This window comes from Snodgrassella sp. W8135 (genome assembly GCF_016101225.1).
Taxonomy (GTDB): Bacteria; Pseudomonadota; Gammaproteobacteria; order Burkholderiales; family Neisseriaceae; genus Snodgrassella; species Snodgrassella alvi.
Genome location: NZ_JACFQX010000001.1, coordinates 406,733 through 421,875, shown reverse-complemented (window position 1 = coordinate 421,875; position 15,143 = coordinate 406,733). Strand labels below are relative to the sequence as shown.

Below are 15,143 nucleotides of genomic sequence, written 5' to 3'. Positions count from 1 at the left end.
ATCGGATTTTCCGTTATAAATAAATCAAAAAATCCTGTTTTACAGATATAAAAAATTCTAGCTATTATTTTCTGGAAAAACAGGAGTTCATCAATGTCTTTAAATTCAAACAAATTGCCGGATAAAAATAAAAATTTTTTTTCTGATAACCATAAATGGAAAGTTTTATTTACAGGTGCATTCGCTAATACATGCTTTACCTTTGTTATCGGCGGTGTACCTGCAGCCTCCATTATTCTACGTAATGATTACCATATCCCAACATCTGTATTAGGGCTTTTAATGGGAATTGTAGGTTTTGGAATTGCTGTAAGTGAATTACCCTGGGGAATTGCCACCGATCGCTTCGGAGATCGGCCGATATTAATTGCAGGATTGTCTACGACTGCCATAGCTCTTTTCATCCTTGCTTATTTTGCAAGAATATCATCACATACTTCAATAAGTATCATTTTATGTGCCGGTTTACTAGTCGTCGGTCTTTTTGGGAGCAGTGTAAATGGTTCCAGTGGCAAAGCGATCATACAATGGTTTAAACCACAGCAACGCGGCTTAGCAATGAGTGTAAGGCAGGCAGCTGTACCACTTGGTTATGCATTAGGAGCATTATTCTACCCTTATATATCAATTCATTATGGATTCTCGACCACACTATTTATATCGGCATTTATTTGTATTCTGGCTGCATTATTCAGCTATCTATGGATTATTGATCCGGATAGTAAGAGTGAACACAAAACACCGGATATAACACAATCACTCAAAAATAAATCAACTCAGCCAATGAAATCATTGAGAGTGTGGCGCATTGTATTAGCTGTGGGTATTCTATGTGCGCCACAGTTTGCATTGATGACATTTTCAATGCTTTTCTTGCACGATTTTGCCGGATTAAGTATTGGATATATCAGTATCCTACTATTTTTCATACAAATCAGTTCAATACCAACACGTATCGGTAGTGGCTTTTATACAGATAAAAAGGGAAATAGAAAATTTTTTCTGAAAGCGGTTACAGCCCTGTCATTCATCTTATTCGCAGCCCTTACCGTATTTACTTATTTTTCATATAAATTCAATATACATCATTTTGCCTACTTTGTTAGTTTCATTATTCTTATATCTGGTATATCAATTTCTTCCTGGCATGGAATCGGATATACCGAACTGGCTACCGTTGCCGGACAAAAGAGTGTTGCAACCGTATTAGCAATGGTTAATACAGTAGTATATTTCATTCTGTTTGCAACTCCAGCCATAATTCCATGGCTATTACATCAATTCTCCTGGGTTGGCGTTTGGGCAGTCATGGCTGTTATTTGCGCAATAAGCTATTTCTTATTTGAGAATTCATCATCTGAAAAATAATTTTTTATTCATAGGTAGGAATGTACCAACCTGCTTTACTCTGCATAAAACAGACTGAATTTTTGGTTGGTGATTTTACCGATAAATTTAATTTATCAAATTTTGAATTGATTTATGAAGATTATTTTGAAAATAGCTAAACAGTTTTTAAGATTTGAAATTTCATTTTTCACTTCATGATAATCAATCATTTTATGATATGAGCTGAAATATTGATAAAAGTTTAATTTAACAATATTTTAGCCATATAACATTCTTATTGACTAAGATTTATTGAAAAAATCAAATCGAAATAAAGATATTTTCCACAGACGTAAAAAACTAATAGCTACATTAAAAGGTATAAAGCTTATAAATCTGCTTTAAACTAAAGCATAGTTAATACATAGAAAAATTAATAATAAGCAATTACTAACAAAAGAGGTGTGGCTAATACTGTACTTTTACACAATATCATCATCAACACATTTAACAGCAAAAGAATGGTTACTTTGTCTGATATGTGGGAGATAAAATCTGAAGCATCTGGCCATTATTATAGTTAAACCATTCAATATAAAAATAGTGAGCATAACACCAGTTATGCTCACTATTAGCTATATGTTGACTAGTTAGCCAGACACGACTATTACATCATGCCGCCCATGCCACCCATACCGCCCATGCCACCCATATCAGGAGCAGCAGGTTTATCTTCCGGTAATTCGGTAATCATGCAATCAGTAGTCAGCATCAGACCAGCGATAGAAGCAGCATGCTGCAAAGCAGTGCGGGTAACTTTAGCCGGATCCAGTACACCCATTTCCAGCATATCACCATACTCACCGGTACCAGCGTTATAGCCATAGTTACCAGAACCATTCAACACATTGTTGACTACAACGCTTGGTTCATCACCAGCATTGGCAACAATCTGGCGTAATGGTGCTTCAACTGCTTTCAGTACGATTTTCACCCCGGCTTCCTGATCGGCATTAGCACCTTTCAGGTCTTTAATCGCAGCACGGGCACGCAGCAGGGCAACACCACCACCGGCTACCACACCTTCTTCTACCGCAGCACGGGTAGCATGCAGGGCGTCATCCACGCGATCTTTTTTCTCTTTCATTTCAACTTCAGTAGCAGCACCAACTTTAATTACTGCCACACCGCCGGCCAATTTAGCCACGCGTTCCTGCAATTTTTCTTTATCGTAGTCGCTGGTAGCCACTTCGATCTGTTTGCGGATTTCAGCAACACGTGCTTCAACAGCAGCCTTGTCACCCAGTCCATCAATCACAGTAGTATTTTCTTTACCAACTTCTACACGTTTAGCCTGACCTAAATCTTCCAGAGTGGCTTTTTCCAGAGACAGACCAACTTCTTCAGCAATAACAGTACCACCGGTCAGGATAGCAATATCCTGCAACATGGCTTTACGACGGTCACCAAAGCCCGGAGCTTTAACAGCAACAGTTTTCAGGATACCGCGAATGTTGTTTACTACCAGAGTAGCCAGAGCTTCACCTTCAACATCCTCAGCAATAATCAGCAACGGACGGCTGGTTTTTGCCACTTGTTCCAGAACAGGCAGCAAATCGCGGATGTTAGAGATTTTTTTATCAAACAACAAAATATACGGGCTGTCCAGACCGGCAATCTGTTTTTCTACATCAGTAACAAAGTAAGGAGACAGGTAGCCACGGTCAAACTGCATACCTTTAACAACTTCTACTTCATTTTCCAGTGATTTGCCGTCTTCAACAGTGATCACGCCTTCTTTACCCACTTCATTCATGGCTTTGGCAATGATTTCACCGATAGATTCATCTGCATTAGCAGAAATAGAAGCAACCTGAGAAATTTCTTTAGACTTTTCCGGAACCGGTTTAGAAATATTTTTCAGTTCGGCAATAACAGCTTCAACAGCTTTATCGATACCGCGTTTCAAATCCATCGGATTCATACCGGCAGTAACGTATTTCATGCCTTCAGTAACAATAGCCTGAGCCAGAACAGTTGCCGTAGTGGTACCGTCACCAGCCACGTCATTGGTTTTAGAAGCAACTTCTTTAACCAGCTGTGCGCCCATATTTTCGAATTTGTCTTTCAATTCTACTTCTTTAGCAACAGACACACCGTCTTTAGTGATGTGTGGTCCGCCAAAGGCACGATCCAGCAGCACGTTACGACCTTTAGGGCCTAAAGTTACTTTTACTGCTTCAGCCAATACATTGACACCAGCAACCATTTTCTGACGGGCTTCGTCAGAGAATTTCACGTCTTTTGCTGCCATTTGCAACTCCTAATCTTTAATAATTAATTACGCAATAAAATTAAATTTCTGGATAAATAATTTATTCAACGATACCGAAAATATCTTCTTCGCGCATTACCAGCAACTCTTCACCGTCTACTTTAACAGTCTGGCCGCTGTATTTTCCGAAAATTACTTTATCGCCAACTTTAACATCCAGTTTCTGACGGTCACCGTTTTTCAGCAGTTTGCCATTACCTACGGCAATTATTTCACCCATATCAGGTTTTTCAGCAGCAGAACCGGGTAACACAATACCAGAAGCAGTTTTTTCTTCAGCTTCCAGACGTTTTACGACAACGCGGTCATTCAAAGGACGAATAGTCATATTATCTTCTCCACATCTTTAGTGCCCGAGGCACAGCAAAGTTGGTTAATACAAACCCGCATTTTCAGCGGGGCGTAAATATAAATTTATTCGTTACTTAAAGTAGGGCTGGCTCGCCGCAATTCAAGAGTAAGTGAAATAATTTTTTTCCTTACTCTTACAAATACTTAGCAAATTTGACAAATTATCTTAGTCATTACAGACAGATAGCTGCAATTACAAGCAAATCTCCTGCATCCCAGTTCGACCCGATAAATTAATTTGAGACAGAGCAAATATATTACCTCAGCCCGCCGGACAGATTCCGGACACAGGTAACACATCAAGAAAAAAGATAGTTTATCTGCTAATTACAGATAAACTGTTTTTTGCATAATATTAAGTATATATACCAGATTAAAATATAAGCAGTGAAATGCCAAATAATGCTGATTAACTTAATTACCAGAATTATTTTACCAAATTCTGAAAATCAGAATTTCAATTTACAGAGGGACTTATTTTCTTTCAAATCTGGTATCAATCTGGGCTGATAACGTTTCGCGGGCACGTGCAATACGTGAACGCACTGTACCTACCGGACAGCCTAATTCCTGAGCGATTTCTTCATAGGTCAGACCATTTATCTCTGATAAAATAATCGGCTGACGCAGATTGGCCGGCAATTGATTAATTGCTTCATCAACAGCATCAATCAGCTCACGATTAAGTAATAAATCCTCCGGAGTCTGATAATCTGACAAATGTTCCAGTACATCAGTTTCATCTCCGTCCTCATCCATAATCTCAGTAATCATTTGCGGTTCACGTCCGTAAACAGCTGCCATAGACTTAGCCGTATTCATACCGATACAGCAAAGCCACGTATAAAACTGACTTCCGGCACGAAATTGCGGCATAGCTTTATAAGCTTTAAGAAATGTTTCCTGTACCACATCCAGCGTTGTTTGCTCATCATGAGTAAAACGACGCAGAAAGTGTTTTAAACGACGCTGATACTTTCTGACCAGCAAACTAAAAATCTGAGCATCACCCTGCTGAGCCCTTCGCACCAACATCTGCTCTTCCACCTGCCGGGTAGAATCATCATGCATTTTGTTATCCTCTAGTCATTATTGTTGTTGCATCAATCAGCAGCTGAATCTGCGATAAATCTAGTATCTGCCTTAAAGTTTTACAGCCTTAGAGGCAAGTCCTCCATAATTGGCATCCATCCGTCAGTTATACCTCTGTCAATACTAACAGCAACATTAATAACAGCGATACACTGATTGTCTGAGTCACATAAAACCGGCCAGACAGCACGCATAAAAGGAGGGATCTTCCTTTCTTGTAATAATTTTCTAACTTTTTTTCTCCCTCCTCTCAGAACAATAGTATCTTCATTATCTGCCTGACGCACTCTCCACGCAGCATCAGTTTCCGCCAAACCAAAAGGATGCCGGTTCCATTGCAGATAACGGGCAGTAACCAGTTTCTGACTGGACACCGGTAACAATCCATACCAGTGCCACTGCCCGCTTACATCATACTTATCAATCCATAATCTGGAATCATAATAGACCACACGCGCATGCGGTAAAGCCCATTGTGCTCCATTTTTGCTTTCCATCAACTGTCGTGCAAATTCTGTTAGAGCCGCAGACGTAGACATTCCCAAACAATGCTTTTGCGCAAATAAACGCAATTGCTGCCGACGGCGTGATTCACTTAAATTACGCCATAACGGTATTTGAAATCCTTTTTGCTGCGCATGCAGCATAGTCCAGTCAGCTTCAGCTATTTCATTTAATAAGGACAGTTCATCCTGTAAACGTTCTACAGCCGCTTCTATCTGGCTATCCAGATGTGGCAGATGTTTGCGCCAGTATGGCAAACCGTCCAGACGCAGCCAGTTGCGTAAATAGGCACAATTACTATTACTGTCATCTTCAATATGTCCAAGTCCTGCGGCATCTGCATATGCCTTGAGCTGTTGCCGGGAAAAATGCAATAGCGGACGCCAGATAACAGTATGTTCAGTTAATGAACGTATCGCCGGCATAGCTGAAAGCGAACGTAAACCGCCACCGCGCAGAGCCCCCAAAAAAAAAGTTTCAATTTGATCATCTCTGTGATGCGCCAATACTACCGCATCAGCCTCACTATCAGCATAAACCTGATAACGTGCTTTACGCGCAGCGGCTTCCAATCCCTCTCCGGCCGCACGCACATCTACCCTGACCAGTTGCAGCGGAACTGACCACAATGCGCATAATTGCTCACAAAATGCAGCCCACTCATCCGCATATCTGCTCAAACCATGATGCACATGAATTGCAGATATCTGTATCGGCAGGCTATCACGCAACTGAGTCAGCGCATGTAACAATACCACTGAATCCAACCCACCGCTGAGACCCACTGCCAAAATACAACGGTCAGCCATAGAGGCTGACCATTGTTGTGCAATACTCTCACATAATTTACTTACCGCTGAACTGACCATAGCTCATCAGACGATCAAAACGCCGGCTTAGCAATGTCGACAACTGTTTGCCTTTAGCATCTTGCAGCTGACGGGTTAGCACCGATTTTACCCGTTGCATAATTTCCGGATAATTACGATGTGCTCCTCCCAGAGGTTCCTCAATCACAGTATCAATTAATTTCAAATCATGCAGGCGTTTGGCAGTAATCCCCAGAGCCTGAGCAGCTTCCGGAGCTTTTTCAGCGGTTTTCCATAGAATAGATGCACAACCTTCAGGTGAAATCACTGAATAAGTCGAAAATTGCAGCATATTGATGTAATCACCTACAGCGATTGCCAGAGCCCCGCCGGAACCGCCTTCACCAATCACTGTACAGATAACCGGTACACGCAGCCGTGCCAGCTCGTATAAATTACGGCCGATGGCTTCAGACTGTCCTCTTTCTTCCGCTCCGATGCCCGGATAAGCTCCCGGTGTATCAATAAAGGTTAGCAAAGGAATTTGAAATTTTTCTGCCAGCTTCATCAGACGCAGAGCTTTACGGTATCCTTCGGGCTTAGGCATACCAAAATTACGGCGAATTTTTTCCTTGGTATCACGGCCTTTCTGATGACCAATAACCATTACGCTTTCACCATTAAAGCGTGCCAAACCGCCAACAATGGCAGCATCGTCTGCAAACGCACGATCCCCGTGCAATTCTTCAAAATCTGTGCACAGAGCATCAATATAATCTAAGGTATACGGACGCTGTGCGTGACGGGATACCTGCGAAATTTGCACCGGCGTCAGTTTGGCAAAAAGATTTTTGGTTAAATCGTCGCTTTTCTTTTTCAGGCGCGCGATTTCTTCGGATATATCCACAGCCGATTCATCCTGTACAAAGCGCAATTCATCAATTTTCTGTACCAGTTCAGCTATAGGTTGTTCAAAATCCAAAAAAATCTGTTTCATTGTTAAAATATCCGCAAAAACATGTATCAGCTATGATACGCGAAGAAATGAAGCTATGCAGCCCTTATTAATAAAAACCTGATAGCACAATTATAGATTATAATAATAACAATATGATTTATAAAATATAATTATAAAAAAACATCTCTACAGCCACCTGCGCATCCGAATTACACTTTAGCGTTTTCTATCAATTTAAGCTGATATAGCAACAACTTAAACCACACGCCTCAGCAGCAATGCTAATTAAATAAACATCCAATAACAAGCAGATCCGAAACACTATATACGCAACAAATATGCATTAACAGCTTGCCAAGACTAGGAATTACCCACTAAAATTAGCGATTTTCTGTTATCTTGGCAGAATAAAATTACTTCGATTTTTTCACTAAGGAATACACTATGGTAGTTATCCGTTTGGCTCGCGGTGGTTCTAAACACCGTCCTTTCTATAACATTGTCGTAGCAGACTCACACAACCGCCGTGACGGCCGCTTTATCGAACGCGTTGGTTTTTATAATCCTGTTGCCAACGAGAAACAGGAACGCGTACGTCTGAGCGCAGACCGTCTGAACCACTGGATTGGTCAGGGCGCGCAATTAAGCGAAGCTGTTGCCAAGCTGGTTAAAGAACAAAAGGCTGCGGCCTGATTTAGCAGTAAAGCAAATGAATAGTACACAGCCACAATGGGTAGCAATGGGCTATATAAAAGGTGTGTTCGGAGTAAAAGGCTGGGTGAAAGTCCATTCTGATACTGAATATACTGATAGCCTGCTCGACTATCCGCAATGGCAGCTGAGTAAAGATGGCCAGATTAAAACTGTAAGCATAGCCGAAAGCAAAATCAGCGGCGATGAGTTACAGGTAAGATTTGACGGCATAACCGATCGTGACAGCGCAGCATTACTGCGCGGCTTTACCATCGAAATAGACCGCGCCAGCTTTGCCGAAACCGATGACAATGAGTATTACTGGACAGACCTGATCGGAATGCAGGTACATAACCGTACACAGGAAAATCTGGGTACTGTCAGTTCATTAATGCAAACCGGTGCGCATGACGTACTGGTAGTAGATGGTGCTTTTGGCCGTAAACTGATTCCTTTTGTCTCACAGTACATTGATGAAGTTAACTTGCCTCAACAGCAAATTGTTGTTGACTGGGGCAGTGATTACTGATGCACATTCAGGCCATTACTCTGTTTCCGGAAATGTTTACAGCCCTTACCGGCAGTGGCGTAACCGGTCGTGCATTACAAAAAGGTATATGGGAATTTGCTACCATTAATCCGCGCCAGTTCGCTGATAACCCGTTGGGTTATATTGATGACCGGCCGTTTGGTGGTGGTCCGGGAATGATTATGATGGCTCCGCCCTTACAGGCAGCCATTGATACAGCCAGACAGACTTGTCCCGAAGGACGGCTGATTTATATGAGTCCGCAGGGCAAGCCACTGAATCATGCACAGACAGCAAATCTGGCCAGAGAAAAAGCTTTGATTGTACTGTGCGGCCGCTATGAAGGTATTGATGAACGCATCCTGACCAGCAACGAAGTAACCGAAATCAGTATTGGTGATTTTGTGGTTTCCGGCGGTGAATTGCCGGCAATGATATTAATGGATGCAGTAATCCGTTTGTTACCCGGCACACTTGGCGATACACGCTCAGCAGTAGAAGATTCTTTTGCCAATGGTTTACTTGATTGCCCACACTACACCCGTCCTGTAGAATTTCGTCAGCAGACAGTTCCCGACGTTCTACGTAGCGGTAATCATGCTTTAATCGCACAGTGGCGATTAACTCAGGCGCTCAGGCGCACACTGACACGCCGTCCAGATTTACTGGTCGATCGTGAATTAACCCCAGAGGAATCCAGACTCTTGCAGACGATCAGACAAGAGGAACGGGATATCCCATTATAATAGGAAGCTTAATATGAACTTAATTCAACAATTAGAGCAAGAAGAAATCGCTCGCCTGAATAAAGAAATTCCGGCTTTTGCACCAGGTGATACCGTGGTTGTTTCTGTACGTGTTACTGAAGGTAGCCGTACCCGTTTACAGGCCTATGAAGGTATTGTAATCGCCCGTCGTAACCGTGGTCTGAACAGTAACTTCATCGTTCGTAAAATTTCCAGCGGTGAAGGTGTAGAACGTACATTCCAGTTATATTCTCCAGCCGTTGAAAAAATCGAAGTTAAACGTCGTGGTGATGTACGTCGCGCCAAACTGTACTACCTGCGTGGCTTAACCGGTAAAGCTGCCCGCATCCGTGAAAAACTGCCGGCTCGTAAAGCCTAAGCAGTATTTACAATTACTATTAGCTGCCTGTGGCAGAGCTAATACTCAGGCCGAATCATCAGATTCGGCCTTTTTCTTTATGTTTTCGGTCAAACTGGTAAAACAGAAAATGTCAGAGCTTTTAAATAGCATAAAATAATCAATAAATATTTATTGAAATAGTGTTATATAAAAAATACTGAATAGATAATTGAATTTTTAAAAATTAATTTCTCTGACAGAAATAATCCAAATCTGTGAATGCTAGCCACGCCTATCCTCTGCTCACAAACTCTAATAATTTACACACCGGCAAAAGGTGAAAAATGTTAAAATTATCCGGTTTTTGGTTTACTCCATCCTAATTTAACTTGCTTTGTCTTACCCAAAGGAAACACACCAAATGAGCCAGTCCCTGAGTTATCGTGATGCCGGTGTTGATATTAATGCTGGTGATTCTTTGGTTGAAAGAATTAAACCATTTGCTAAGCGTACCATGCGGCCTGAAGTATTAGGTGATTTGGGCGGATTTGGTGCTCTGGTTGAAATCAGCCAGAAATATCGCCACCCGGTACTGGTTTCTGGTACCGATGGTGTAGGTACCAAACTGAAACTGGCCTTTGAATGGGATCAGCACGACACCGTAGGCATTGATCTGGTAGCTATGAGTGTCAATGATATTCTGGTACAAGGGGCAGAACCATTATTCTTTCTGGATTATTTTGCCTGCGGCAAACTAGATGTTGAACGTGCCGCTGCTGTTATTAAAGGCATTGCAGCCGGTTGCGAACAGTCCGGGTGTGCACTGATTGGTGGTGAAACTGCAGAAATGCCGGGCATGTACCCCGATGGCGAATATGATCTGGCCGGCTTTGCAGTTGGCGTTGTAGAAAAAGAACAGGTAATTAACGGACGCAGCATTGTTGCAGGTGATGTTGTATTAGGTCTGGCTTCAAACGGTATTCACTCCAATGGCTACTCACTGGTTCGTAAAATTATCGAACGTGCCCAGCCTGAGCTTGACGCTGAATTTAATCAAGGTAAAACATTGCGCCAGGCAATCATTGCCCCGACCAGGCTTTATGTAAAACCTATTCTGGCGGCACTAAAGCAATTTACCATCAAAGGTATGGCTCATATTACCGGTGGCGGTATCAGTGAAAATGTACCCCGCATTCTTCCTGAAAACACCGTGGCCGCCATTGATTCTCAATCATGGCCATTACCCAAACTTTTTCAATGGCTGCAACAAGCTGGAAATGTAGAAATTCAGGAAATGTACCGCACTTTTAATTGCGGTATTGGTATGGTTTTGGTGGTGAGTGCAGAAGATGCAGATGCGATACAGAAATTTTTACAGCAACAAGGCGAAACTGTTTATCAGATAGGTCGTATTCGTTCTCGTCAAGGGGACGAACATCAAACCCAGATAAATTAAAGGATAATTTTAATAACTGATTTAAATTTATAAATTTTCAGGTTAAGAATATTTTCTTAGTAATATTATTAAATTTATAAACACAGGCAGCCATGTCTGGCTGCCTATTTACTATGTCATAATATATATTACAAATGATATATTAACGCCTGCAAATTTTTTTAGAAGCGCTGTAACTGCCATCATTACATACAAATTTTGTACCGGCACAATGGGAAATACCCCCTTTTTTACCAGAACATGGTTCACGACCTCTGGCATTAGCTGGGTTAAATACACTAAACATAAAAATAGCAGCACTAAAAGCTAAAACCCAATTTTTCATTGCTTCTCCTGTTATTTATCTTTAATAAGTAAATTTATTATAATTAAATAGTAAAATTAAATGCAATTTATGCATATATTAATATTTGATTTTAATCAAACATGTATATATTAAATATTAAAATCTATTTATGAAGATTAATTATTAATAAAATAATAGAATCAGTTAATTGAAATAATAATAGCTTATATTTTTTAAAAACTGTAATAATTAAATATAGCCTTTTGCCAACATCAGATAATTGCCGGCAAAAGGCATATCATCGTTTATTTCGTTAATAATGCCGGAAATAGCCTTTCAATCCATTGACGCAGTAAAATTAATTTGCCATGAAAAAAATGGCCGGAACCGGGTACAACCAATATGGGCAAGTCCTGCCCTTCAGCCCAGTTCAGACTGTTCTGCAACGGTACCACTTCATCTTTTTCACCATGAATCAGTAATGTAGTAGCAGGATTATAGGCACTGGGTGCATCGATAGTATACATACCTATAGCCGGACCCATCAGCAATAAGGCATCCGGCCTTGCTGTAAGCGCGCTGAACAAGGCTACATAGCCACCAAAAGAAAAACCGGATAATACCAGTTTACTAACTTCCGGATGCTGAGCACGGGCAAAGTCAACCACGGCAAGGCAGTCTGCCACTTCACCGCGACCATAATCATGCTCTCCTTCGCTATTACCAACGCCACGCAAATTAGGCAGATAACAGTGAAAACCCATTCCTGTAAGTGCTTTTGCTGCTGTCTGTACCACTTTATTGGTATTCAGCCCGCCTTGTAAAGGATTGGGATGATTAATTACAGCCACACCACAAGCAGTACCCTGCGCGGGTAAATAAATAGTTTCAAGCCGCCCTGCCGGCCCGTTAATCCAGATGTTCGGTTGTTGCTTCAGCATCAGATTTACTCATTACTTTCAGGTTTATCCACTAACAATCGGGTAACAACACGATCGTTTGCCAGTTCTTCATCCAATATTTCCTGCAGGTCACTTTCGTCTACATAGGTATACCAGCGCCCCTGCGGATAAAGCACCATAACCGGCCCTTCATCACACCGGCCAAGACAGCCGGCACTACTGATACGCAGCTTACCTACTCCCATCAGCCCCATGGCCTTAGCATGACCTTTGAGATAATCAACTGCATCTGCACCAACATCATCGTCTCCACAGCTCTGGCGACACGGATTATCTCGGCGATTGGTGCAGACAAAAAGATGTTTAGCATAATAACTCACGGGTTTTCCTTTATTCTTTGTTTCTGTTCACACCGGCAATATCCATTTTGCCAGTATGAAATATTTAATCATTAAATGTCAGCACACGATTGCTGTGTGATTGCTGAGCTTTAATTGAAGCCAGCATAGCAGGCAAATCCAGATTAAATTCAATTGCACGCTGTGCAGCCCGTTTTTTCAGTTTATCCCAGTCACGTACTGAAGGTGGCTGCTGAAAGGCCAGTACGGCAATATTGCCATGAGTTTCAGCCGGCACCATTAGTACTCTGTTGTCAAATACACTACGCAACCGGCGTACAAAAGTCTGAAACCGCTTGTCACCCTGCCACCAGTTAGTAACAAAGATGCCATGCTCACTCAGTGCCTGACGGCAATCCTCAAAAAAAGGTTCAGCAACCAGACTGTCAATAATCTGCTCACCATCAAAGCCATCAACCAGAATGATATCTGTATTTCCTCGCAGTATCTTGATGTATTCGGCACCGTCGTCTTCAATAATTTCGAATTTTTCGCCCTCAAATGGCAGCTCAAACATACTGCGGGCAATGCTGATAACCTGAGGGTTGATATCGACAGCAGTCTGACAGGTATCAGGCAGGTAAGCATCTATCCAGCGTGCAAATGAACCACCGCCCAAACCTATTTGGGTAATATGCCGGGGCATACTGTCGGCAAATAATAACCATGCCATCATAGCCCGGCTATACGATAGCACCAGTTCTGCCGGATCATCGACATTCATAGAACTTTGTATAGTAGACGTACCCAGATGGAGAGAGCGTATATTGCCTGACTCGGATATGCCTACTTCGGGTAACTCATAGTGCGCAGGACGTAAACGACGATAGGGGTGTTGTGGCATAGTAATTTCCGTCATCAGATAACAATAAAGTAGCAATTGGCCGGATGGCTAATATGCAGTCTGATAATATTCAATATCAGATTAGCAGTAAACCGTTTAAAAATAATATTAGCCTCACTGATAAGACTGGAATAAACAGCAAATACAGTGAGGCCAGTTGGTGGTGTATTATATAGTTATAACAGATTTTTTGTTTTATAAAGTAATATGTCACTTTTGATAGCAAATGGTTTATTGAATCAATTTTCTGGTACTGCAACCTATAAATCCGGTGTTTCCATTTGTATTGCTGAATCACAAACTACCTATCATGAGATTTGTAAAATATCCAAGAGGTAATTTAATAACTATCTGTGTTGTAAGATTTAACAAGTACAGATACAGAATAAGGTCAATAGACTGATTAGTGCTGTTATAAGCAAAATCACAAGCAAAGCACAATCAGATAATAGTGCTCTAAATCAGCAATAAAAGCAGGCAAACTATACCCGACTACTCAATATTCCTGTCGGAAAGAGTATGAGCTGATATACATAGGATGATACTGGCAGGACCGCTTGCCTGCCATTCATAATATTTTATGCTCCGGCAATCAGATGCAGGGCTTCTTCATATTTAGCCAGTGTTTTGGCAATTATGTCTGCCGGTATATGTGGTGCCGGTGGTTGTTTATTCCAACCGGACTCTAACAGCCAGTCACGGATAAACTGTTTATCGAATGAAGGCGGATTGCTACCAACCTGATAACTGTCTACAGACCAAAAACGGCTGGAATCCGGGGTAAGCACTTCATCCATAAGCGTCAAAACACCATTCTCATCCAAACCGAATTCAAATTTGGTATCGGCAATAATGATGCCTTTACTGCGTGCATAATCCACGGCTTCTGAATATAGCTTAATCGCCTTAGCACTTACCTGCTCTGACAGTTCTTTTCCCAACAGAGAAGCACATTGTGACAAACTGATATTTTCATCATGGTCGCCTACAGCAGCTTTACTCGAAGGAGTAAAAATTACCTCTGGTAACTGTTCAGCTTCCCGTAATCCGGCTGGCAATTTAATTCCGCAAACAGCTCCGGTTTGCTGGTAATCACGCCAGCCACTGCCAGAAAGATAACCGCGAACAATAGCTTCTATTTTCAACGGGCTTAATTTTTTTACCACAACTGCCCGTTTGGCAATTTCGTCAGCCTGCTGGCGTGGCAGCACATCATAAACTGTTTCACCAGTAAAATGGTTAGGCATAATATGTTGCAGTTTTTTAAACCAGAAATTGGATATCTGGGTAAGAATTTCGCCTTTTCCTGTTATAGGTTCAGGTAAAATTACATCAAAAGCCGATAAGCGGTCTGTAGCTACCATCAGCATGCGTTTCTCGTCAATTGCATACAAATCGCGTACTTTACCCGAATATATTTTTTCCAGCGCCAGCTCAGTCATCATCTACCTCTATTCAAGCGGTTAATCGCCAATATAATATACCTGTGCAAATCAATAACCTTGTGCTAAGGTAATCATTGTGCAACAAATGTTAGCAGCCAATGATTATTTTAACCGATATTGCAATAC

The 15,143-nt window shown here is 41.6% G+C and carries 16 protein-coding genes; 6 read left to right on the top strand and 10 right to left on the bottom strand.

Features of this window, described 5'->3' with window-relative positions:
- Positions 1 to 93: 93 nt before the first annotated feature.
- Positions 94 to 1,368, top strand: a complete 1,275-nt coding sequence (locus H3T75_RS01910; protein WP_198210852.1) for an MFS transporter — start codon at positions 94 to 96, stop codon at positions 1,366 to 1,368.
- A 628-nt stretch (positions 1,369 to 1,996) separates the two neighbouring features.
- Here H3T75_RS01910 and groL read toward each other — a convergent pair.
- From groL to H3T75_RS01885, 5 genes are all read right to left on the bottom strand, one after another.
- Positions 1,997 to 3,643 (bottom strand): chaperonin GroEL, encoded by a 1,647-nt coding sequence (gene groL / locus H3T75_RS01905; RefSeq protein WP_078475142.1) that lies wholly within the window; start codon positions 3,641 to 3,643, stop codon positions 1,997 to 1,999.
- Positions 3,644 to 3,704: 61 nt separating this feature from the next.
- Positions 3,705 to 3,992, bottom strand: coding sequence for a co-chaperone GroES (gene groES, locus H3T75_RS01900; RefSeq protein WP_025331149.1), 288 nt, complete (start codon positions 3,990 to 3,992; stop codon positions 3,705 to 3,707).
- 497 nt (positions 3,993 to 4,489) lie between these two features.
- Complete coding sequence (locus tag H3T75_RS01895) at positions 4,490 to 5,086, bottom strand: sigma-70 family RNA polymerase sigma factor (protein WP_198210851.1); 597 nt, start codon at positions 5,084 to 5,086, stop codon at positions 4,490 to 4,492.
- An 80-nt stretch (positions 5,087 to 5,166) separates the two neighbouring features.
- Positions 5,167 to 6,480 carry a tRNA lysidine(34) synthetase TilS gene (gene tilS / locus H3T75_RS01890; RefSeq protein WP_198210850.1) on the bottom strand — a complete coding sequence of 438 codons (1,314 nt, stop codon included), beginning with the start codon at positions 6,478 to 6,480 and terminating at the stop codon, positions 5,167 to 5,169.
- On the bottom strand, positions 6,458 to 7,417 hold the full coding sequence (locus H3T75_RS01885; RefSeq protein WP_025331152.1) for an acetyl-CoA carboxylase carboxyltransferase subunit alpha: 960 nt from the start codon (positions 7,415 to 7,417) through the stop codon (positions 6,458 to 6,460). Before H3T75_RS01885 ends, tilS begins: the two co-directional genes overlap by 23 nt.
- Before the next feature lie 405 nt (positions 7,418 to 7,822).
- Between H3T75_RS01885 and rpsP the strand changes: the two genes are divergently transcribed.
- The 5 genes from rpsP to purM all read left to right on the top strand — a co-directional run bounded on the left by rpsP (position 7,823) and on the right by purM (position 11,142).
- Positions 7,823 to 8,071 (top strand): 30S ribosomal protein S16, encoded by a 249-nt coding sequence (gene rpsP / locus H3T75_RS01880; RefSeq protein WP_025331153.1) that lies wholly within the window; start codon positions 7,823 to 7,825, stop codon positions 8,069 to 8,071.
- A gap of 16 nt (positions 8,072 to 8,087) precedes the next feature.
- The gene (rimM, locus tag H3T75_RS01875; RefSeq protein WP_078475139.1) at positions 8,088 to 8,600 is read left to right on the top strand and encodes a ribosome maturation factor RimM; all 513 of its coding nucleotides are present in this window, start codon (positions 8,088 to 8,090) and stop codon (positions 8,598 to 8,600) included.
- On the top strand, positions 8,600 to 9,346 hold the full coding sequence (trmD, locus tag H3T75_RS01870; RefSeq protein ID WP_198210849.1) for a tRNA (guanosine(37)-N1)-methyltransferase TrmD: 747 nt from the start codon (positions 8,600 to 8,602) through the stop codon (positions 9,344 to 9,346). Before rimM ends, trmD begins: the two co-directional genes overlap by 1 nt.
- A gap of 13 nt (positions 9,347 to 9,359) precedes the next feature.
- Complete coding sequence (gene rplS / locus H3T75_RS01865; protein WP_025331156.1) at positions 9,360 to 9,725, top strand: 50S ribosomal protein L19; 366 nt, start codon at positions 9,360 to 9,362, stop codon at positions 9,723 to 9,725.
- A 382-nt stretch (positions 9,726 to 10,107) separates the two neighbouring features.
- Positions 10,108 to 11,142: a phosphoribosylformylglycinamidine cyclo-ligase gene (purM, locus tag H3T75_RS01860; protein WP_084552028.1), complete on the top strand. Its 1,035-nt coding sequence runs from the start codon at positions 10,108 to 10,110 to the stop codon at positions 11,140 to 11,142.
- A gap of 142 nt (positions 11,143 to 11,284) precedes the next feature.
- On the opposite strand, the gene H3T75_RS01855 is transcribed toward purM, so the two are convergent.
- The 5 genes from H3T75_RS01855 to H3T75_RS01835 all read right to left on the bottom strand — a co-directional run bounded on the left by H3T75_RS01855 (position 11,285) and on the right by H3T75_RS01835 (position 15,014).
- A complete protein-coding gene (locus H3T75_RS01855; RefSeq protein ID WP_025331158.1) occupies positions 11,285 to 11,467 on the bottom strand; it encodes a hypothetical protein in 183 nt (60 codons plus the stop codon).
- A 266-nt stretch (positions 11,468 to 11,733) separates the two neighbouring features.
- Positions 11,734 to 12,369, bottom strand: coding sequence for an alpha/beta hydrolase (locus tag H3T75_RS01850; RefSeq protein WP_110414423.1), 636 nt, complete (start codon positions 12,367 to 12,369; stop codon positions 11,734 to 11,736).
- Positions 12,370 to 12,374: 5 nt separating this feature from the next.
- On the bottom strand, positions 12,375 to 12,710 hold the full coding sequence (locus H3T75_RS01845) for a ferredoxin (protein WP_110414424.1): 336 nt from the start codon (positions 12,708 to 12,710) through the stop codon (positions 12,375 to 12,377).
- A 64-nt stretch (positions 12,711 to 12,774) separates the two neighbouring features.
- The gene (locus H3T75_RS01840) at positions 12,775 to 13,572 is read right to left on the bottom strand and encodes a polyamine aminopropyltransferase (RefSeq protein WP_110414425.1); all 798 of its coding nucleotides are present in this window, start codon (positions 13,570 to 13,572) and stop codon (positions 12,775 to 12,777) included.
- 578 nt (positions 13,573 to 14,150) lie between these two features.
- Entirely contained in the window at positions 14,151 to 15,014 is an 864-nt protein-coding gene (locus tag H3T75_RS01835; RefSeq protein WP_198211258.1) for a phosphoribosylaminoimidazolesuccinocarboxamide synthase, read from the bottom strand.
- Between the last annotated feature and the right edge of the window lie 129 nt (positions 15,015 to 15,143).

Bases quoted from the DNA above. Each gene is read 5' to 3' on its own strand.
- H3T75_RS01850 (WP_110414423.1), bottom strand. From the start codon at position 12,369: ATGCTGAAGCAACAACCGAACATCTGGATTAACGGGCCGGCAGGGCGG.
- tilS (WP_198210850.1), bottom strand. From the start codon at position 6,480: ATGGTCAGTTCAGCGGTAAGTAAATTATGTGAGAGTATTGCACAACAA.
- H3T75_RS01835 (WP_198211258.1), bottom strand. From the start codon at position 15,014: ATGACTGAGCTGGCGCTGGAAAAAATATATTCGGGTAAAGTACGCGAT.
- groL (WP_078475142.1), bottom strand. From the start codon at position 3,643: ATGGCAGCAAAAGACGTGAAATTCTCTGACGAAGCCCGTCAGAAAATG.
- H3T75_RS01895 (WP_198210851.1), bottom strand. From the start codon at position 5,086: ATGCATGATGATTCTACCCGGCAGGTGGAAGAGCAGATGTTGGTGCGA.
- rimM (WP_078475139.1), top strand. From the start codon at position 8,088: ATGAATAGTACACAGCCACAATGGGTAGCAATGGGCTATATAAAAGGT.
- trmD (WP_198210849.1), top strand. From the start codon at position 8,600: ATGCACATTCAGGCCATTACTCTGTTTCCGGAAATGTTTACAGCCCTT.
- rplS (WP_025331156.1), top strand. From the start codon at position 9,360: ATGAACTTAATTCAACAATTAGAGCAAGAAGAAATCGCTCGCCTGAAT.
- H3T75_RS01885 (WP_025331152.1), bottom strand. From the start codon at position 7,417: ATGAAACAGATTTTTTTGGATTTTGAACAACCTATAGCTGAACTGGTA.
- H3T75_RS01855 (WP_025331158.1), bottom strand. From the start codon at position 11,467: ATGAAAAATTGGGTTTTAGCTTTTAGTGCTGCTATTTTTATGTTTAGT.
- H3T75_RS01840 (WP_110414425.1), bottom strand. From the start codon at position 13,572: ATGCCACAACACCCCTATCGTCGTTTACGTCCTGCGCACTATGAGTTA.
- purM (WP_084552028.1), top strand. From the start codon at position 10,108: ATGAGCCAGTCCCTGAGTTATCGTGATGCCGGTGTTGATATTAATGCT.
- rpsP (WP_025331153.1), top strand. From the start codon at position 7,823: ATGGTAGTTATCCGTTTGGCTCGCGGTGGTTCTAAACACCGTCCTTTC.
- H3T75_RS01910 (WP_198210852.1), top strand. From the start codon at position 94: ATGTCTTTAAATTCAAACAAATTGCCGGATAAAAATAAAAATTTTTTT.
- groES (WP_025331149.1), bottom strand. From the start codon at position 3,992: ATGACTATTCGTCCTTTGAATGACCGCGTTGTCGTAAAACGTCTGGAA.